Annotated in this window: 14 protein-coding genes; 9 read left to right on the forward strand and 5 right to left on the reverse strand. The window is 61.2% G+C overall.

Translation table 11 applies throughout. From position 1 onward, the window contains the following. Positions 1–9: 9 nt before the first annotated feature. A complete protein-coding gene (locus GJR98_RS08045) occupies positions 10–2,061 on the reverse strand; it encodes a glycoside hydrolase family 15 protein (protein ID WP_151137164.1) in 2,052 nt (683 codons plus the stop codon). A 111-nt stretch (positions 2,062–2,172) separates the two neighbouring features. On the opposite strand from GJR98_RS08045, the gene ilvD reads away from it, so the two are divergent. Continuing rightward, a complete protein-coding gene (ilvD, locus tag GJR98_RS08050) occupies positions 2,173–3,927 on the forward strand; it encodes a dihydroxy-acid dehydratase (RefSeq protein WP_151137166.1) in 1,755 nt (584 codons plus the stop codon). A 78-nt stretch (positions 3,928–4,005) separates the two neighbouring features. Here ilvD and GJR98_RS08055 read toward each other — a convergent pair whose 3' ends face one another. Beyond that, positions 4,006–4,965 (reverse strand): D-2-hydroxyacid dehydrogenase, encoded by a 960-nt coding sequence (locus tag GJR98_RS08055; RefSeq protein ID WP_151137168.1) that lies wholly within the window; start codon positions 4,963–4,965, stop codon positions 4,006–4,008. Positions 4,966–5,136: 171 nt separating this feature from the next. Between GJR98_RS08055 and GJR98_RS08060 the strand changes: the two genes are divergently transcribed. Next, the gene (locus GJR98_RS08060; protein ID WP_191965437.1) at positions 5,137–6,393 is read left to right on the forward strand and encodes an MFS transporter; all 1,257 of its coding nucleotides are present in this window, start codon (positions 5,137–5,139) and stop codon (positions 6,391–6,393) included. Positions 6,394–6,447: 54 nt separating this feature from the next. Here the strand turns inward: GJR98_RS08060 and GJR98_RS08065 are convergent, their stop codons facing one another. Continuing rightward, the gene (locus tag GJR98_RS08065; RefSeq protein WP_151137172.1) at positions 6,448–6,669 is read right to left on the reverse strand and encodes a hypothetical protein; all 222 of its coding nucleotides are present in this window, start codon (positions 6,667–6,669) and stop codon (positions 6,448–6,450) included. Positions 6,670–6,850: 181 nt separating this feature from the next. Between GJR98_RS08065 and GJR98_RS08070 the strand changes: the two genes are divergently transcribed. The 3 genes from GJR98_RS08070 to GJR98_RS08080 all read left to right on the forward strand — a co-directional run bounded on the left by GJR98_RS08070 (position 6,851) and on the right by GJR98_RS08080 (position 10,863). Next, positions 6,851–8,242: an NAD(P)/FAD-dependent oxidoreductase gene (locus tag GJR98_RS08070; RefSeq protein WP_151137174.1), complete on the forward strand. Its 1,392-nt coding sequence runs from the start codon at positions 6,851–6,853 to the stop codon at positions 8,240–8,242. A gap of 470 nt (positions 8,243–8,712) precedes the next feature. Further along, entirely contained in the window at positions 8,713–9,012 is a 300-nt protein-coding gene (locus tag GJR98_RS08075; RefSeq protein WP_151137176.1) for an antibiotic biosynthesis monooxygenase, read from the forward strand. Between the two features lie 165 nt (positions 9,013–9,177). Then, positions 9,178–10,863 (forward strand): potassium channel family protein, encoded by a 1,686-nt coding sequence (locus GJR98_RS08080; RefSeq protein WP_151137178.1) that lies wholly within the window; start codon positions 9,178–9,180, stop codon positions 10,861–10,863. Positions 10,864–10,963: 100 nt separating this feature from the next. On the opposite strand, the gene GJR98_RS08085 is transcribed toward GJR98_RS08080, so the two are convergent. Beyond that, positions 10,964–11,341 (reverse strand): CBS domain-containing protein, encoded by a 378-nt coding sequence (locus GJR98_RS08085; protein ID WP_195759378.1) that lies wholly within the window; start codon positions 11,339–11,341, stop codon positions 10,964–10,966. A 279-nt stretch (positions 11,342–11,620) separates the two neighbouring features. On the opposite strand from GJR98_RS08085, the gene GJR98_RS08090 reads away from it, so the two are divergent. The 3 genes from GJR98_RS08090 to pdhA all read left to right on the forward strand — a co-directional run bounded on the left by GJR98_RS08090 (position 11,621) and on the right by pdhA (position 13,651). After that, the gene (locus tag GJR98_RS08090; RefSeq protein ID WP_151137182.1) at positions 11,621–12,061 is read left to right on the forward strand and encodes a YybH family protein; all 441 of its coding nucleotides are present in this window, start codon (positions 11,621–11,623) and stop codon (positions 12,059–12,061) included. A gap of 122 nt (positions 12,062–12,183) precedes the next feature. Beyond that, positions 12,184–12,447, forward strand: a complete 264-nt coding sequence (locus GJR98_RS08095) for a hypothetical protein (RefSeq protein ID WP_151137184.1) — start codon at positions 12,184–12,186, stop codon at positions 12,445–12,447. Between the two features lie 88 nt (positions 12,448–12,535). Continuing rightward, positions 12,536–13,651, forward strand: coding sequence for a pyruvate dehydrogenase (acetyl-transferring) E1 component subunit alpha (gene pdhA / locus GJR98_RS08100; protein ID WP_151137186.1), 1,116 nt, complete (start codon positions 12,536–12,538; stop codon positions 13,649–13,651). A 117-nt stretch (positions 13,652–13,768) separates the two neighbouring features. Here pdhA and nirK read toward each other — a convergent pair whose 3' ends face one another. After that, positions 13,769–14,818, reverse strand: coding sequence for a copper-containing nitrite reductase (nirK, locus tag GJR98_RS08105; RefSeq protein ID WP_225316384.1), 1,050 nt, complete (start codon positions 14,816–14,818; stop codon positions 13,769–13,771). Between the two features lie 146 nt (positions 14,819–14,964). On the opposite strand from nirK, the gene GJR98_RS08110 reads away from it, so the two are divergent. Next, positions 14,965–16,008, forward strand: a complete 1,044-nt coding sequence (locus tag GJR98_RS08110) for a halocyanin domain-containing protein (protein ID WP_225316385.1) — start codon at positions 14,965–14,967, stop codon at positions 16,006–16,008. Positions 16,009–16,043 lie beyond the last annotated feature (35 nt).

Below are 16,043 nucleotides of genomic sequence, written 5' to 3' on the forward strand. Positions count from 1 at the left end.
GTCACGTTCTCACCCATCAGGAGCCATCCCGAAGGGAACACCACGGACGTGACTCTCGACGAGGAGGACGAACGTCGCCTGCGCCCACTGGAGGTTCGAGTTCCACCGAACGTCGCCGTTCCCATCGACGCGTTCGGGGAGGAGTCCAGCGGCCGTCGCCCACGACTCGGCGTGTTCGAAGATGTGGTCTGAGACGGCGTCGTCGTCTACGCCGCCGAGCCATCGGACCATGTCGGCGTAGGCTTCACAGAGGGGCCACCCACCGTCTTCGGCGGTTCCAGTCGGCGTGTAATCGTCGCCGGGATACCGGTCGACGCACGGCGTCTTGTCTGCACGCCACCACTGCTCGTCGGCGAGTCTGACCGTCGATTGCATCGGTGGGTGCGTCGCCGAGACGACGTTCCACGGCCAAACAGCCATGAACGCCGCAGCGTCGGGTCGGCTATCGGGTGCAGGGTGCTCGTTTCCCTCCGGTGCGTCGGCAGTGACGTAGTGGTCGCCGTAGGGCGTGTCCTGCTTGAAGCAGTAGCGGTCGATGTTCTCGGCCCAGACTGCCGCTTGGTCCCGACACTGTCCGGCGAACACGTCGTCACCGCTCGCGTCGGCGAGTTCGGCCATACAGCGCAACCCGGCGATTGCAGCGGCGCTCCCGGCGGTCGCGTGACCCCACACTTCCTCCCACGTATCCTGACTCTTCTTCGGGAACCCCCACCCGTTGTCCCACTGGAGGAGGAATTCGGCCGCTCGGCGAGACATCTCGTAGTGTGCGTCGAGGACCCCGTCGTCACCAGTTTCACGCCACGTGAGCCAGTGCGCGTAGATGGGCCCCCCAACTTGGTCGAGTTGGAGCGCTCGCCAGTGGGCCGTCCCATCGACGAAGTAGTTTTGCCACCACGACCCGCCGCGCTCGATACCGCGAGGCCCGCGGACACCATCGGCAATCTGGACCGAATCCAACCACGCGAGCGCGTCGCGTGCTTCCGCACTCGCTCCGGCCGCGAGGAGCGCTTGAATGAGTATCACCTGGTCTCGGGGCCAGACGAACTTGTATTCGAAGTGAATCGGTTTGAACGCGCCCGCAATCATCGGCCCGCGAGGGTCCTGAACGCACTTCATGCTCGTCATCGAGAGGTCGTACATCCGGTCTGCCGTCGGGTCACCTGTCGGCCCGTCTCTGACGGCTTCGTGCCAGTCGTTCCACGCGGCGTGAAAGGAGTCTCGAATCGGGTCGTACCCGGTGTCGAGAACGTTCGTCGCGGCCGTAATCGCGTCACGGTGGGTCGTCCCGAATCCGATACCGGTGAGCCACGATACCTCCTGCTCGTGGCCGACGTAGAGACCGACACCGGCGTCGACGCGCCCGGTCGCCACGTCGTTGGGGGTGAGCCACCCATCTTCGTCCTCGTAGATGTCGGCCCACGCACTTCGCTGGTCACCGAACGAGTGATTCTGCCTACCCACTCGGTGGCCGTGAAACGTCGAATCACCGGCCGATGGACGCCGTTGTGCGAGTGCGACGAACCGGTCGAAGTCGTACGCGACGATGTAATCGACACCCGCTTCGTGGGCGTAGTAGGCCTCGTCGACGCCGTCGATGCCGAGGACGTCTTCGATGCCGAAGTTGACGAGCGTGTAGATGGTGTGCTCGTTCGGTTGCTCGAAGGAGACGTGGTTTCGGAGGAGCAACGCGCGGTCGTCGACTGCGACGAGGAGGTCCTGTGAGAGTGTGGCTTCGTAACCGCTGACGAACCGAAACTGGTTCTCGATGTGGACTTCCGGGACGCGAGAGGTGTCGTAGGAGACCGAACTTGCGACGGCATCTTCGCGCACGTCGAGAACCTGTTCGAGGTCGGCGTCCCACAGGAGGACGTGCAGGTCGGAGAACTGCTCGATGTCGGAGCGGAACGCCGACGTCTCTTCGACGAGCGCGCCGTGACACCCCCGTTTGTGGACGCTCGGATACTGGTTCACCGTCGCCAGCACTGTCTTCCCGACACCTCGCGGGGCGCTCACGATAGCGTCTTTGTCGCTCGGCGGGGTGTCTCGCTCCCCGTGAATCATCACTCGAACGACACGCCGAGAGGAGTTGTAGATTTCTCTCACGCCCGCAATCCAACTGCAACGTCTGCCCAGTCGCCCCCATTTAAGTTCGCGCACACGTTCCGGACAGGTATGAGCCAGCAGTCCCCACGCGAAGAGGACGCAGACGACGTGTTCTCTAGCGGCAAGGACCCGAACCTCCGAAGTTCGGAAGTCACAGAGGGCCCCGACAAGGCCCCGCATCGAGCGATGTTCCGTGCGATGGGATTCGACGACGAAGACCTCTCGTCACCGATGGTCGGCGTCCCGAACCCCGCCGCAGACATCACGCCGTGTAACGTCCACCTCGACGACGTCGCCGACGCGGCAATCGAGGGTATCGAAGCGGCCGGTGGCATGCCCATCGAGTTCGGTACGGTCACCATCTCCGACGCCATCTCCATGGGGACTGAAGGGATGAAGGCCTCGCTCATCTCCCGCGAGGTCATCGCCGACTCCGTCGAACTCGTCTCGTTCGGCGAACGCATGGACGCGCTCGTCACCGTCGCCGGCTGTGACAAGAACCTCCCCGGCATGATGATGGCCTCCATCCGGACGGACCTCCCCTCGGTCTTCCTCTACGGCGGGTCCATCATGCCCGGCCAGCACGAAGGCCGCGAGGTCACCGTCCAGAACGTCTTCGAAGGCGTCGGAACCTACGCCGAAGGGAAGATGAGCGCCGAGGAACTCGACGACCTCGAACGGCACGCGTGTCCCGGTGCAGGGTCCTGTGGTGGGATGTTCACCGCGAACACGATGGCGTCCATCTCGGAAGCGCTCGGGATGGCACCGCTCGGGTCGGCGTCGGCACCGGCCGAGTCCAAAGAGCGGTACGACGTCGCCCGTCGTGCTGGTGAAGCAGTTCTCCAGTGCGTCGAAAACGACCTTCGACCGTCGGACATCCTCTCGAAGAAGTCCTTCGAGAACGCCATCGCGCTGCAGGTCGCCATCGGTGGGTCGACCAACGCGGTTCTCCACCTGCTCGCACTCGCCGCCGAGGCCGGCATCGACCTCGACATCGAGGAGTTCGACGAAATCTCCCGCCGGACGCCGAAGATTGCGAACCTCCAGCCCGGTGGTACTCGCGTCATGAACGACCTCCACGAAGTCGGTGGCATTCCGGTCGTCATCCGCCGACTCGTCGACGCAGGCTTGTTCCACGGCGATGCGATGACCGTCACGGGCCGTACCATCGAAGAAGAACTCGAACACCTCGACCTGCCCGACGACGACGACATCGACGAGGACTTCCTCTACACCGTCGACGAACCGTACCAGTCCGAAGGAGCAATCAAGATTCTCACCGGCAACCTCGCCCCTGACGGTGCAGTCCTGAAGGTGACTGGTGACGACAAGTTCCACCACACCGGTCCCGCACGCATCTTCGAGAACGAAGAAGACGCGATGCGCTACGTCCAAGAGGGACACGTCGAGTCAGGCGACGTCATCGCCATCCGCAACGAAGGTCCGCGCGGTGGCCCCGGCATGCGTGAGATGCTCGGTGTCACCGCCGCAGTCGTCGGCCAGGGCCACGAAGACGACGTGGCACTGCTCACCGACGGTCGGTTCTCCGGCGCGACGCGCGGCCCGATGGTCGGCCACGTCGCTCCAGAGGCCGCAGACGGCGGCCCCATCGCACTCCTCGAAGACGGTGACGAGGTGACGGTGGACATTCCGAACCGCGAACTCTCGGTGAACCTCTCTGACGACGAACTCGAAGCGCGAAGAGAAAACTGGGAGCCGAAGCCACCGAACTACACCTCCGGTGTGCTCGCGAAGTACGCTCGTGACTTCGGGTCGGCGGCGAACGGTGCCGTGACGAACCCTGCGCTCACGCGCGACGAGTAATCGACTGAACAGGCACGGGACGATTGAACGGGTGCGGTACCGACTGAACGGGTCCGATGCCCGACTTTTCCTCCGTTCTTAGACGACGCGATTTCGCAGGTCGTCGTCGCCCTCGTCTAACTTGGCGACGTTCTCGGCGATGATGTCGGCCAGGCGCTCCCAGTAGTTCGGCGTGTGGCCCGCGTTGTGGGGCGTGATGAGGACGTTGTCGAAGTCCCAGAGTTCGTGGTCCGACGGGAGCGGTTCGGGGTCGGTCACGTCGAGTGCCGCGCCGCGAATGCCGTTGCTCCGGAGTTCGGAGACGAGTGCGTCAGTGTCGACGACCGGACCGCGGCCGACGTTGACGAGGACAGTGTCGGGAGCCATCGACCTGAACGCGTCTTCGTCGACGAGTCCGCGCGTGGTGTCTGTCAGCGGGCACGCGATGACGACGTAGTCGGAGCGTGCGAAGGCGTCGTGGAGGCCTTGCTCGTCGTCGAAGCCGACGACTTCGTCGGTGGGTCCGCCTTTCTCCGGTGTGTAGCGGACGCCGATGGTCTCGACGCCGAAGGAATCGAGACGGTCGACGATTGCCTGCCCGAGTGCGCCGAGGCCAACGACAGTGACCGTCGAGCCCTGTAGTTCGTGGGTTTGGAACGACTGCCAGACGTTGTGCTGTTTCTGTCGCTCGGCGACGTGGAATCGTCGGGTGAAGTAGAGGATGTTGCCGAGGACGTGCTCGGCGATGTTCGGGCCGTGGACGCCCGCCGCGTTGGTCACTGCGATGTCGTGGGCCTCGAACGCCTCGATGGGGAGGTGGCCGGTGCCCGCGAAGACACAGGCAAACAACTCGAGGTTGTCAGCCGAGTCGAGCGTCTCTTCGTCGGTGCTGAACCCAGTCGCGACCCGAGCGCGAGAGAGCAGGTCTCGCTCCTCGGCGGGCGTTCGTGCGAGTGCGACCTCGTGGTCGGGGAGTCGGTCACGAAGCGTTTCTGCGAACTCTTCGGCGGACAGTCCGTGAATCTTCTGCCGAAGAACCGCGATGTCTGGGTCGGTCATGGTGGATGATTCTCGAAGTCGGTGATGAATCTGTCCGAATCAGTGTACGTCGTCTTACTATCGCACCGATGTGACCGGTGCAGTTTGTCGCCGTGGAACAGGTTGATCGGACGGGTCACCCGTCTGGCCGTGAAACAGAGTTGTATATACGATTACTTCGTAGGTGCCTGTGTGACCACTCCCTCCCTTCGGAGCCGAGTCCTCGTCGCCTTCGCGGCGATTACCCGATTCGGCAGCGGTGTCCTGATGGGGACGGGGTTAGCCTACTTCATCGGCGCATCCGGCGGGTCGACGTTCGCCGTCGGAATGGTCCAGACGGCCTACTGGTTCGGTTTGATGCTCTTCGCCCCACTCTGGGGTGCCATCGCAGACGTCACTGGCCGACAGCGAGGCGTCCTCGTCGCAACCGGCGTAGGTGCTACACTCGCTGCGGGCGCACTCGTCGTCTTCGACCCCGGACCGTGGGGCGCAATCGGCCTGCGGGGAATCTACGCCGCATTCGCCGCTGGATTCCCGCCGGTGATGCTCACGATTGCAAGTTCGCTCGGCGGGACCGAGAAACGCGGCCGCGAACTCGGCTTTTACAACAGTGCTCGTGCTGCTGGCTTCACCGGCGGGCAACTGGCCGCAGGATTCGTCGTTGGAATCTTCCTTCCGGCAGACCTCTACATATTCATCGTCGTCACGTCGCTCGCGTCGACGCTGGCAGTGGCCCGACTCGGCGGGACCACCGAACGCAAAAGTGTGAATCCGAACAGCATCCTCACGGAACTCCGTGGCCGCCTCATCCCCGCCCGCGAGGACCGTGCACATCTGCGGACGAACGGTCTCCGCTGGCTCTACGTCGCGCTCGCGTTGCGGAATGTGACGGTTCTCGGTGTCATGGCCTTGATGCCGGTCTACCTCCCGCAACGTCTCGGCGTCACCGAGTTACAGATGGGCGCGTTGCTCGCACTCAACCACGGTTTGCAGGTCGGGTTCAACTATCTGTTCGGTCACGTCGCGGACACGGCCGGCAGGAAAGTACTCATCACGACCGGAATGGCGGGGAGTGCTGCGTTCACGCTGGTCGCTGCAGCGTCGAGTCTTCCGGGGTCACTCGTGGGGCGACTCGCCATCAGTGCGTTCGGGTTCGTCCTCCTCGCCGCCTCGTTCTCGGCGATGACGACTGGGTCGCTCGCGTTCATCGGTGACGTCGCCCCCAAGTCGAGAGCGTCGGAACTCATGGGTCTTCAGTCGACGGCGAAGGGCGTCGGCGGCGTCCTCGGGCCCACGCTCGTCGGTGCACTCGCAGCACTGGTCGGCGTTGCGACAGCGTTCGCTATCGCGAGTGTCCTCGCCGGTGTCGCTGCGGTTCTCGTCACGATGTTGCTCGTCGAGAGTTTCGACGGGAGTGGGACGGTCCGCACTGTTACTAGCGACGACTAGACACTAGCGACGACGAGACGACGGAGTGCTGCGAATCCAAACTCCCGCACTGAGCTACAGTTCTCGGGGATTTCTGCGGTGTCTCGAGATGGTTCTCGTGACGCTGACGACGTCGACAGTCGGGTCGACGACGAATCTGGACCCATCTTCGCCGAGTTTCCACGCGACGGGGGCGTAGCCCTGCGGTGCAGGCCCGCCGTCGACGAAGACGAGGTCTCCCGTTTCGTCGCGGAACACGACCGGTGCTCTGGTTTCGCCCGGCTCGTCAGCGTTCATTGACCCGGAACTCGGCCGGACTGCCTGATAAACCTCCGCACCCAGTTATCACACACGGTAGTGAGACTGCGGACGCGTCCTCGAACGCGCGAAATCTCGTCGTCTACTCGAGCAGGTGGCGAGCCGTGAAGGACCACGTCGGTTCAGGGGGTTTAATAGCCGAGCGAAGTGCTGTAGCGGTATGGAACGCGTAGACGTCGCCATCGTCGGTGGCGGCCCGGCCGGAACGGCGGCAGCACACGCCGCTGCGTCGGCCGGGGCCACCGCTGTGGTCTTTGAGAAAGGCGTCCCCCGAGCGGACCGACAGGGCCTCGGTCCAGATTCGACGGACGCAGCAGGTATCCTCGACTATTGGGTGGACATCATGGGAATCGATCCCGACGAGATGCCAGACGACGTCGTCCTCGACATCCTCGACCGGGCCGAGTTCATCGGGCCGACCGAGTCGCTGACGCTTCGGAGCACCGGTATCGACTCGTCGTACGACGAGTTCGGATACACCTTCCACCGTGCGAAGTTCGACGACTGGATGCGGAGTCGTGCAGAGGACGCAGGTGCAGAGTACCGTGTGAAGGCGTCCGTCCGTGACGTCGAGACCGACCTCGACGCGGCTGACAGTGCGGACGACCCACGACACGTCGTTCGGTTAGCGAACGGTGAGGACATCGGTGCCGACTTCCTCATCCTCGCCGACGGTCCACAGCGGACGGTCACCAACAAGGTTCTCGACAAGTACCTGTCCTTCGACATCACCGACCGCCTCGCCGCACCGAAGGTGAACCACATCGCCTATCAGGAACACCGAGAATTCCCGCCCGAACTGTTCGACGAAGTCGACGGTGCAATCAAGTTCTGGTGGGGGTACATGCCCGGCCACACCGCCTATCCGTGGATTTTCCCGAACGACAACAACGTCTGCCGGGTCGGTCTCACGATGCCAATCGGCCTCGACATCGACGAGGTGAAAGACCGAGACGACTACAAACTCCTCCGCCCTGACGACGAGCGCATCCCACAGGGACGTGAGTACATCCGCCGACTCCTCGAACAGGAGTACGGTGACGAGTACGATATCGACGAGGACTTCCCCATCGTCGAAGACCGAGGGAAGACCAAAGGGACCGAGACGTACGCTATCTCGTCGACGCGACCAATCGACTCGCCCGCGAAAGCAGGCATCGCCGTGACTGGCGGTGCGATGGGGTCGACGTCGGCTTTCCACGAAGGTGGCGACCACGTCGCCGTTCGAACTGGTGCCATCGCCGGCGAACTCGCCGCTGCGGGTGACATGAGCGAGTACAACGAGCGGTGGAAAGACGCCATCGGCGACGAAATCCTCCGGAACGTCGCGATGGCCGAAATCGTCCACGACTACGGGCCGAACGACTGGGACAAGACGTTCAAAGCGGCACGGAAACTGCTCGCAGAAGACGGCGGCTACACGGCGTTCGACACCGCCAAACTCTCTGCGGGCTTCAGCGCGGCGAAACTCGCCACACGATACAAGAAGACGAAACTGAAGTACCGCAACGGGAAGTACGTCCAACTGAAGGAATCCGAGTACACGCTGTAAGCTGCCGCCGAGTGTCGCGACTCAGCCACACCGCTCGGTCGGAACTCGTTTTACCCCCGGTGAACTAGACGCTTGTGCGTACCTCAAGTCCCCGTCCGAGTTGTCCCACTTTGGGAGCGATGACAGAACGGCGAACCCGGGTGCGCGACACCTACTGGCCGGCACACGCCGGCGTACTTCGGAACGTCCGCGCCCGAAAGACGGACCGCCTGGCACGAGGGTTTCCCGGTTGACGCGGCACGCCGCCTCGGGATGATACCGGCCGTTAGTGTTCCGGGCGACAACTTACGACGATACAGAGATACGTCTACACTCATCTCACCGCTACTCCCAGTCTCAGAAGTAATCAGGCACGAGTCCAGTCAGCGTGTTCGATAGAGAAATTCACATTCGCCGATAGAATCTTGTGCAGTGGTAACATATGTCGTCTTTATGTCTCTCCAGAGCCTACATTATCGGTGGTGAAATAGATGGCGTACCTACTGGCAAAATCGACTGTAGAGGATTTTGAGGCGTGGAGAGCGTCGTTCGATAAAAACGATTCCTTCCGCACTGAGCATGGAGAACAGGGCTATCAGACCTTCCAGAGTGTGGACGATCCGAACGAGGTCGTCGTCCTATTCGACTGGGACGACAACGAAGACCCTCGTGCGTTCTTCGGGTCCGAGGAGATGCGTGAGCGGATGGCGCAGGCTGGCGTGAAAGGGATGCCAGATATGTCGGTCGTGAAGATGGTCGACCAGAAATCGGCTATCGAACCGTCTGCATAAACTGCTACTGCAGACTCGTCTCTGGCGAGAAAGTCTCACCCGCTGAGAGACGACTCGTTCGCTGCCTCGGAGCCACGGCGAGACGCTGTTCTGAAGCACTCGTCCGCCGAACCACAGAGGCACGTACTGTTTTCACGGGGTCGGTACTACTATAGGTATCCGAACATGTCCTCTCTCCCCGAGTCGATTCGCCGGTTCGAACCGAGCCGTCGAATCCGACACGTCATCTACTACGTCATCGGGCTCGTGTTACTCATCGCCCTCTACACCGTCGCATACAACTACGCGCTGGGACGGCTCGAAGGCGTCGAACAGTCGATTTTCGCCTCGTTCGAGTTCGTCATCCAGACGATGACCACCACTGGATACGGTCAGGACTCGGGTATCTGGAGCCATCCGCTGATGTTTCTCTTCGTCGCGTTGATTCAGATTTCCGGCATCGCAATCGGGTTTTTTACGCTCCGTCTCATCATCATCCCACTCTTTACCGGCGCCGAGGTCAACCTTGACGACCGGCTCAGTCCAAAAACCGGCCACGTCATCATCTGTGAATACCGCCGGGACTCTGCAATCCTCCTCGACGAACTCCGCGAACTGGGCATCGACTACGTGCTTATCTCCTCCTCACGGGAGGACGCTGAGTCACTCTCGAATCGCGGCTACGCCGCCATCCACGGCTCTCCGCAAGCGACGGAGACGTTCGAGCGAGCCAGCATCGGGACTGCACAGACGGTCATCACCGACGCCGGGGACGCGAACGTCAACACGATACTCACCGTCCGGGGGATGCGGCCGGATATCGACGTCATCGCACTGACCGACGACAGCAGAATGGAGGAAATACTGCGCACCGTCGGTGCAGATACCGTGCTGTCGCCGCACGGCGTCTTGGGACACCGCCTCGCAGAGAAAGCCGTCGCCTCGTTCAGCTCTGAGCTGCGAGACACCATCGAACTCGGGGGAAACACGAGTCTGATGGAGCTCCCAGTCTCCGATTCGAGCGAGCTCGTCGGGCGCAGCATCCGAGAGACCAAGGTCAGAGAGCGAACCGGGGCCAACATCGTCGGTGCGTGGCTCGACGGCGAGCTACAGCTCCCACCCAGTCCGGACGCAGTCGTCCGTCCGAACACCGTCCTGTTGGTGTCTGGTGAGGAGTCCGCACTCAAAGACCTGAGCGAGTTCACCCGGCCCCCCCGGTCGTTCACCGAACACGAGCGCTTCGTGCTCGTGGGGTTGGGCGAAGTCGGTCGCGCCGCCAAGGCAGTCATCGAGGAGTCCGGTGGTGAAGTCGTCACAATCGACGTCGAGGACCGTCCAGGCGTCGATATCGTCGGCGACGGAGGCTCCCGAGACGTCTTGCTCGCCGCGGGGGTCGAGAACGCCGGGGCAATCATCATTGGCGTCCCAGACGACTCGATTGCGCTCTTGACGACCGTGCTCGCCCAGTCGATTCACCCCGAGATAGAGGTTCTCGTCCGTGTTGGAGACGCAGAGGCCACGCAGAAGGCGTTCACCGCCGGGGCCGACTACGTCCTGTCAGTCCCGCAAGTGAGCGCGAGGATGGTTGCAAAGGAGCTTCGAGGTGAGGACGTGCTCGCGCCGGCGAGTCAGATTCGCCTCGTTCGCGTCCCGGCGACGCCGTTTTCGGGGTCGACACTCGGGAAATCCCGCATCTACGAACAAACCGGCTGTCGCGTCATCGCAATCGAGAACGGTGACGGGCAGACGGTTTCGGTCGACCCACAGTGGCGGTTCTCTGGGGACGAACGGATTACGATTGTCGGGGCTGACGAAGCAGTACAGACGTTCCTCAAGCGGTTCGACGTCACCCCAACTGACGTCTCCAGATAGGTGGCCTCAGTCGGCAGAGTGAGTGCCATTTTGGTCATCGGAGACACCGTTATCCAACTGTCGCTCCGTGCGCCCACCCGTCACGCGGACATTCCAAGGGTCACACGACGTCGCTTCCGCCCGTATACGAGAAGTGCGCCGTGAGGTCCATCGTCGAGAGCATTCCGACGACGTGCCCTTCATCGTCGGTGACAGGCAGATGGTGAATGCCGTGTCGAATCATCTTCGCGGCAGCGTCACGGATAGAGTTCCGTGCGTCGATGGTGACGACGTGGTCTGTCATCCACGCTGAAACCGTCACGTCGGCCGGCGACCCACCCTCGGAGACGAACGTGGCGAGGTCACTGTTCGTGAACATCCCAACTGGGGTGGCCGTCTCGTCGACGACGACGAGGGAACTGATTCCTTCCGCGAGGAGCGTCGAAACAGCGTCTTCGACAGTCGCGTCAGTCGCGACGGTGCAAACGCCAGACGTCATGAGCCGTTCGACCGAGGATGTCTCCATCACCATGTCAACATAGATGCAAGATGGTCGTTAATAATTGTTGGTGGACTATCCGAATACGACCGAGTACGGAGTTTCGTGCAAGTCACCTTGCTGGCTGTCGCGTCATCACTATCGAGAGCGCACACATTCGTATGAGGCTCCTCTGGCACAGCCGGTTTTGTGAGGTTCTTTTCGTCTTTGACAACACAGTATGGTAAAAACAGTGATAGTTTATTGCCGCGCCCGGCATTTATATAGTGAGAGTCTACAATGGCAATCAAGCAAGCAGACGAGGGCGTCCGGGCAGTTTCTGACAGATTCTACAACGCACTGACGCAGATGGCAAACGGAGACGCGACCCCGATGATGGAACTCTGGCCACACCGGGACGACGTAACGACGATGCACCCAATCGGAGGGCGCGAAGTGGGATGGGACGAAGTTCGAGGCCCGTGGCAGGCGGTGGCCGACATGGCAGAGGGAGGCGAAGTAAAGCCGACCGACCAGCACTTCCGAGTCTTCGGGGACGTCGCAATCGAACTCGTCACCGAGGACGTCTCGATGTCACTCGGCGGAGAGTCGGTCGAAGGGATGTACCGAGCGACGAACATCTACCACCGCGAAAACGGCGAGTGGCACATCGTCCACCACCACACCGACATCGACATGGAGTTCATCGACATCCTCCAGCGGCTTGGCGACGACGAGTAATCTACGTTGAGGGGGTGAACAACTCCCTCCGTGCAGTTTCTACCGAACGATACAGAAATCCGGACAGTACTGGCAGATTGGTTTACAAAATCTTGTTACTGTTTGCCAATGTCATAGAGCACATGGCTCGAAAATCGTTGCTACGGGTGGTCGTCGTCGGTGTGTTCGTACTGGCATCCGTCGCAGGAGGAACTGGGAGCGTCGTTGCTGTTGGCACCGGGTCGGACGACTGCGACGACACCGACAGAGAGATCAAACCGTCCTGTGCCCGCGACGAGAATCGTGCGACTGCGAAAGACGTACTGAGTCGTGCTGGGAAATCCCTCGGTGAGACACCGAACGGCGACAAAGTCATCCGAATCCTGAAGAAGAAGTTGCCGTCGTAGACCCGTCCTCCCGACGAGCGACGTGTGAGTCTGCCGATTGGACCGACGCGGGGTTTCATATCCACGGTGAGCGAACGAACTGTCAGCAATGGAATCGCAGGGGGACGTGTTGTCGCGAGGGCCGGACGAGCGAGTGCAAGTGTTGGACGCCGACGGGTCCGTCGTGGCACCGGAACTCGTCCCGAATCTCGACGACGAGACGTTCGTCTCGATGTTTCGTGACATGCGCTTCTGTCGGCGATTCGACGAGCGGCTGATTAGCCTCCAGCGACAGGGTCGAATCGGGACCTACGCGTCGCTCGCAGGGCAGGAGGGGTCCCAGATTGGGTCGATGTACGCCCTCTCCGACGAAGACGTCGTCTCCTATCAGTACCGCGAGCACGGCGCAGTCGTTGCGCGTGGATTTCCGTGGGAGTACCTCCTCTACTGGGCGGGGCACGAAGCGGGACACGAAGCGCTCGCAGACCGCAACATCTTCCCCCTCAATATCAGCATCGCTGCCCACCTCCCACACGCTGTCGGCGTGGCGATGGCGATGAAATACCGCGAGGAACCACGCGTGACAGTCGCGCACTTCGGCGACGGCGCGACGAGTGAGGGCGATTTCCACGAGGCACTCAACTTCGCGGGCGTGTTCGACGTGCCGGCGCTGTTCGTCTGTAACAACAACCAGTGGGCAATCTCGACGCCACGAGACGAACAGACTGCGAGTCGAACGTTCGCACAGAAAGCCGACGCGTACGGATTCGAAGGCGTGCAGGTCGACGGGATGGACCCACTCGCGATGTACGTGGTGACACAGGCGGCCCGGGAAAAGGCACTCGACGCGTCGGGCGAGACTCCCCGTCCAACGCTCATCGAGGCGATACAGTACCGGTACGGCGCGCACACGACAGCAGACGACCCGTCGGTCTATCGTGACGACGAGGAAGTCGAACAGTGGCGACAGAAAGACCCACTCGACCGGTTCGAGGCGTTTCTTCGTGAGACTGGCCGACTCGACGACGACTCCATCGAAGCGATGGAAGACGACATAACGGAGACGCTCGCGGATGCAATCGACCGAATGGAGTCGTTCGATGCAGACCCCAATTCGATGTTCGAGTACGCATATGCGGACCAGACGACGGCGGTCCGCGAGCAACACGAGGAGTTCCAGCGGATGCGTGCGGAGTACGGCGACGAGTCGTTCCGCAGAGAGTAGTCGCAATCGCCCTCGACGAGCCAAGAAATCAGTGCCACTTCAAGAGGCAGAAATACGTTTGGTTCAGAAGAAACTGTCGCGACCAGTTGTGAGTCGTCAGTTCAGTTGATGGGTTCCTCACGGAGTTGGGTTGTACACCTCTGGGTCTGGTTCGCCTTGAACGTCGATGACGGCGAGACACCCTTTTCGAGCGACGCGACTGAGGGCGTGGTCAACGAGTTTGATTGGGAGCGGAACCGGTGACGAAAGCGTTGCGATAACCGCGCTCCCGGGGAGGACGGGTGTCGTTTGGACGTACCGATGTGGGTCGGAGAGGATGGCACCCTGTGGATAGACTTCGTCCCAAACCGACCCGATTGGGTGGAAGCTACTGAACAGGTTCGGTCCGCCCACGGCGAAATACACGCGCGCAGTCTCACCCGTATTCATCTGCATGTCGTTGTAGCCCTGTGGTCCGATGGCGTACTTTTCGCCGTTGATGAGGACGTACGTGGGGTCTTCGCGTGCCATTGCTTCGAAGTCGAATTCGTGGTGACCCCCTTCGCCTGTCTGTCCGTTCGTGTACAGTTCGTGCTGACCGAGGTAGAACTCGTGGTCTACTGCCGGAAGGCCTTCTTCTGGTTCGACGAGGATTGCACCAAACATCCCTGCCGAGATGTGGTAATCTAGGTTTGGAACCGCACAGTGGTAGACGAACAAACCGGGGTACGTAACTTTGAACGTGATTCGTTTGGTCTCCCCTGGCATCACTAACGTGTCTTCGGCACCACCACCCGGTCCACGGACGGCGTGGAGGTCGATGTTGTGCGGCATCGTATTCTCTGGGTGGTTCGAGATGGTGAGGTCGACGGTGTCACCAACCCGAGTACGGATGAGTGGTCCGGGGATTTGGCTGTTGAACGTCATGTACGTGAACGTCACGCCGGGTTCTATCTCTGCAACCAACTCTCGGGTCTCAAGTTCGACGACGACTGTGTCGGGAGTCGTCCGTGTAATCGGACCGGGGATGTCCGTGGGGTCTGCCGCAATTCGGTCGATATCGACAGCCATCGCAGGATTGAGCGAGGCTGGGGCGGCGACGGATTTCACCGTCACGTTTCCAATGCGCTCGGTTGTGAGACAGCCAGCAACAGCGAGCGTCCCACCAACGCCAACCGTCTGTAACATTTGTCTTCTGGTTATCGAACGATGAGTCATTAGACAGCGGGAAATAGGTGGTGAGATGTCATATCCTAAAGCGCTCATTCTCTGGGTTTGAGAAGCTGAGAAGCAGATTTTCGTATTCACGTCGTTACTCTTTCATGTATGATTCCATGAGTTCGAATCGCAGTGAGCCGGTGGTCGACCGGCGAACGTTCATGCGAACAACTGCCGCCACGGCCGTCACACTCGGGGCAGTTGGGACACTCCCCACCGCGCGTGCGCAAACAGAGATTGAATTCGAATCGTGGTTCGAAGGCGTAGAAAACTATCGTGGCGTCGTAGACATGACGGGCGAATCGACCGTGACTGTCGCTGTCGGCGCAGAGGGAAACGGCGGTGGGTTTGCGTTCGAGCCGGCCGCAGTCCGTATCGACCCAGGGACCACAGTCGTCTGGGAGTGGACGGGTGACGGTGGTCTGCACAACGTCGTCGCCGAGGATGGCGCCTACGAGAGCGAACTGCTCAGTGTGGTCGGCGAGACGTTCGACCACACCTTCGATGGAGAAGGTGTGAGCTACTATGCTTGTACACCACACGAGACCATCGGAATGCGTGCGGCAATCGTTGTGGGAAACGTCCTCGTTGGGAGTAGCGTCTCATCCTTCCCTGAACCGGACTTCGGAACGTGGTTCGACGACGTAGATAACTACGCAGGGACTGTCGATGCGACCGGACTCACAGAAGTCACAATCAGCGTCGGGTCGGCCGGCAACGGTGGTAACTTCGCCTTCGAACCGGCAGCAGTCCGAATCGACCCCGGAACGACAGTCATCTGGGAGTGGACGGGCCAAGGCGGTACACACAACGTCGTCGCAACAGACGGGACCTTCGAGAGCGAGCTTCTGACAGAGCAAGGAGAGTCCTTTGCGCTCGAATTTGACGGTGATGGTATCAGTCAGTACGTTTGTGAACCGCACGCCGGGTTAGGGATGAAAGGTGCAGTCGTGGTCGGTGCAGGGGGACAATATGAGACGACACTGACGCCACTCGGAATGGCCGTCGTCGGGGGTGCGGCCCTCATATTCGGGATTCCATTCGTCTACGCACTCTACAGTCACTACAAAGAACTCGGCGACCAAGCGACTATCGCGGCAGCAAAACAAGCAGCGAGAACCCCCGAGAACGTCGTGGTAGATACAGAAACGAGTCCGTGAGCGGTTTGCCTCTCCCTCGGGAACATATCGAAGTC

The organism is Haloferax marinisediminis (assembly GCF_009674585.1).
Taxonomy (GTDB): Archaea; Halobacteriota; Halobacteria; order Halobacteriales; family Haloferacaceae; genus Haloferax; species Haloferax marinisediminis.

What these genes read in the sequence shown, in the direction of transcription:
- GJR98_RS08080 (WP_151137178.1), top strand. Translation starts at nt 9,178, where the DNA reads ATGTCCTCTCTCCCCGAGTCGATTCGCCGGTTCGAACCGAGCCGTCGA.
- GJR98_RS08085 (WP_195759378.1), bottom strand. Translation starts at nt 11,341, where the DNA reads ATGACGTCTGGCGTTTGCACCGTCGCGACTGACGCGACTGTCGAAGAC.
- GJR98_RS08110 (WP_225316385.1), top strand. Translation starts at nt 14,965, where the DNA reads ATGAGTTCGAATCGCAGTGAGCCGGTGGTCGACCGGCGAACGTTCATG.
- pdhA (WP_151137186.1), top strand. Translation starts at nt 12,536, where the DNA reads ATGGAATCGCAGGGGGACGTGTTGTCGCGAGGGCCGGACGAGCGAGTG.
- GJR98_RS08065 (WP_151137172.1), bottom strand. Translation starts at nt 6,669, where the DNA reads ATGAACGCTGACGAGCCGGGCGAAACCAGAGCACCGGTCGTGTTCCGC.
- GJR98_RS08095 (WP_151137184.1), top strand. Translation starts at nt 12,184, where the DNA reads ATGGCTCGAAAATCGTTGCTACGGGTGGTCGTCGTCGGTGTGTTCGTA.
- GJR98_RS08055 (WP_151137168.1), bottom strand. Translation starts at nt 4,965, where the DNA reads ATGACCGACCCAGACATCGCGGTTCTTCGGCAGAAGATTCACGGACTG.
- GJR98_RS08070 (WP_151137174.1), top strand. Translation starts at nt 6,851, where the DNA reads ATGGAACGCGTAGACGTCGCCATCGTCGGTGGCGGCCCGGCCGGAACG.
- GJR98_RS08090 (WP_151137182.1), top strand. Translation starts at nt 11,621, where the DNA reads ATGGCAATCAAGCAAGCAGACGAGGGCGTCCGGGCAGTTTCTGACAGA.
- GJR98_RS08045 (WP_151137164.1), bottom strand. Translation starts at nt 2,061, where the DNA reads ATGATTCACGGGGAGCGAGACACCCCGCCGAGCGACAAAGACGCTATC.
- nirK (WP_225316384.1), bottom strand. Translation starts at nt 14,818, where the DNA reads ATGTTACAGACGGTTGGCGTTGGTGGGACGCTCGCTGTTGCTGGCTGT.
- GJR98_RS08075 (WP_151137176.1), top strand. Translation starts at nt 8,713, where the DNA reads ATGGCGTACCTACTGGCAAAATCGACTGTAGAGGATTTTGAGGCGTGG.
- ilvD (WP_151137166.1), top strand. Translation starts at nt 2,173, where the DNA reads ATGAGCCAGCAGTCCCCACGCGAAGAGGACGCAGACGACGTGTTCTCT.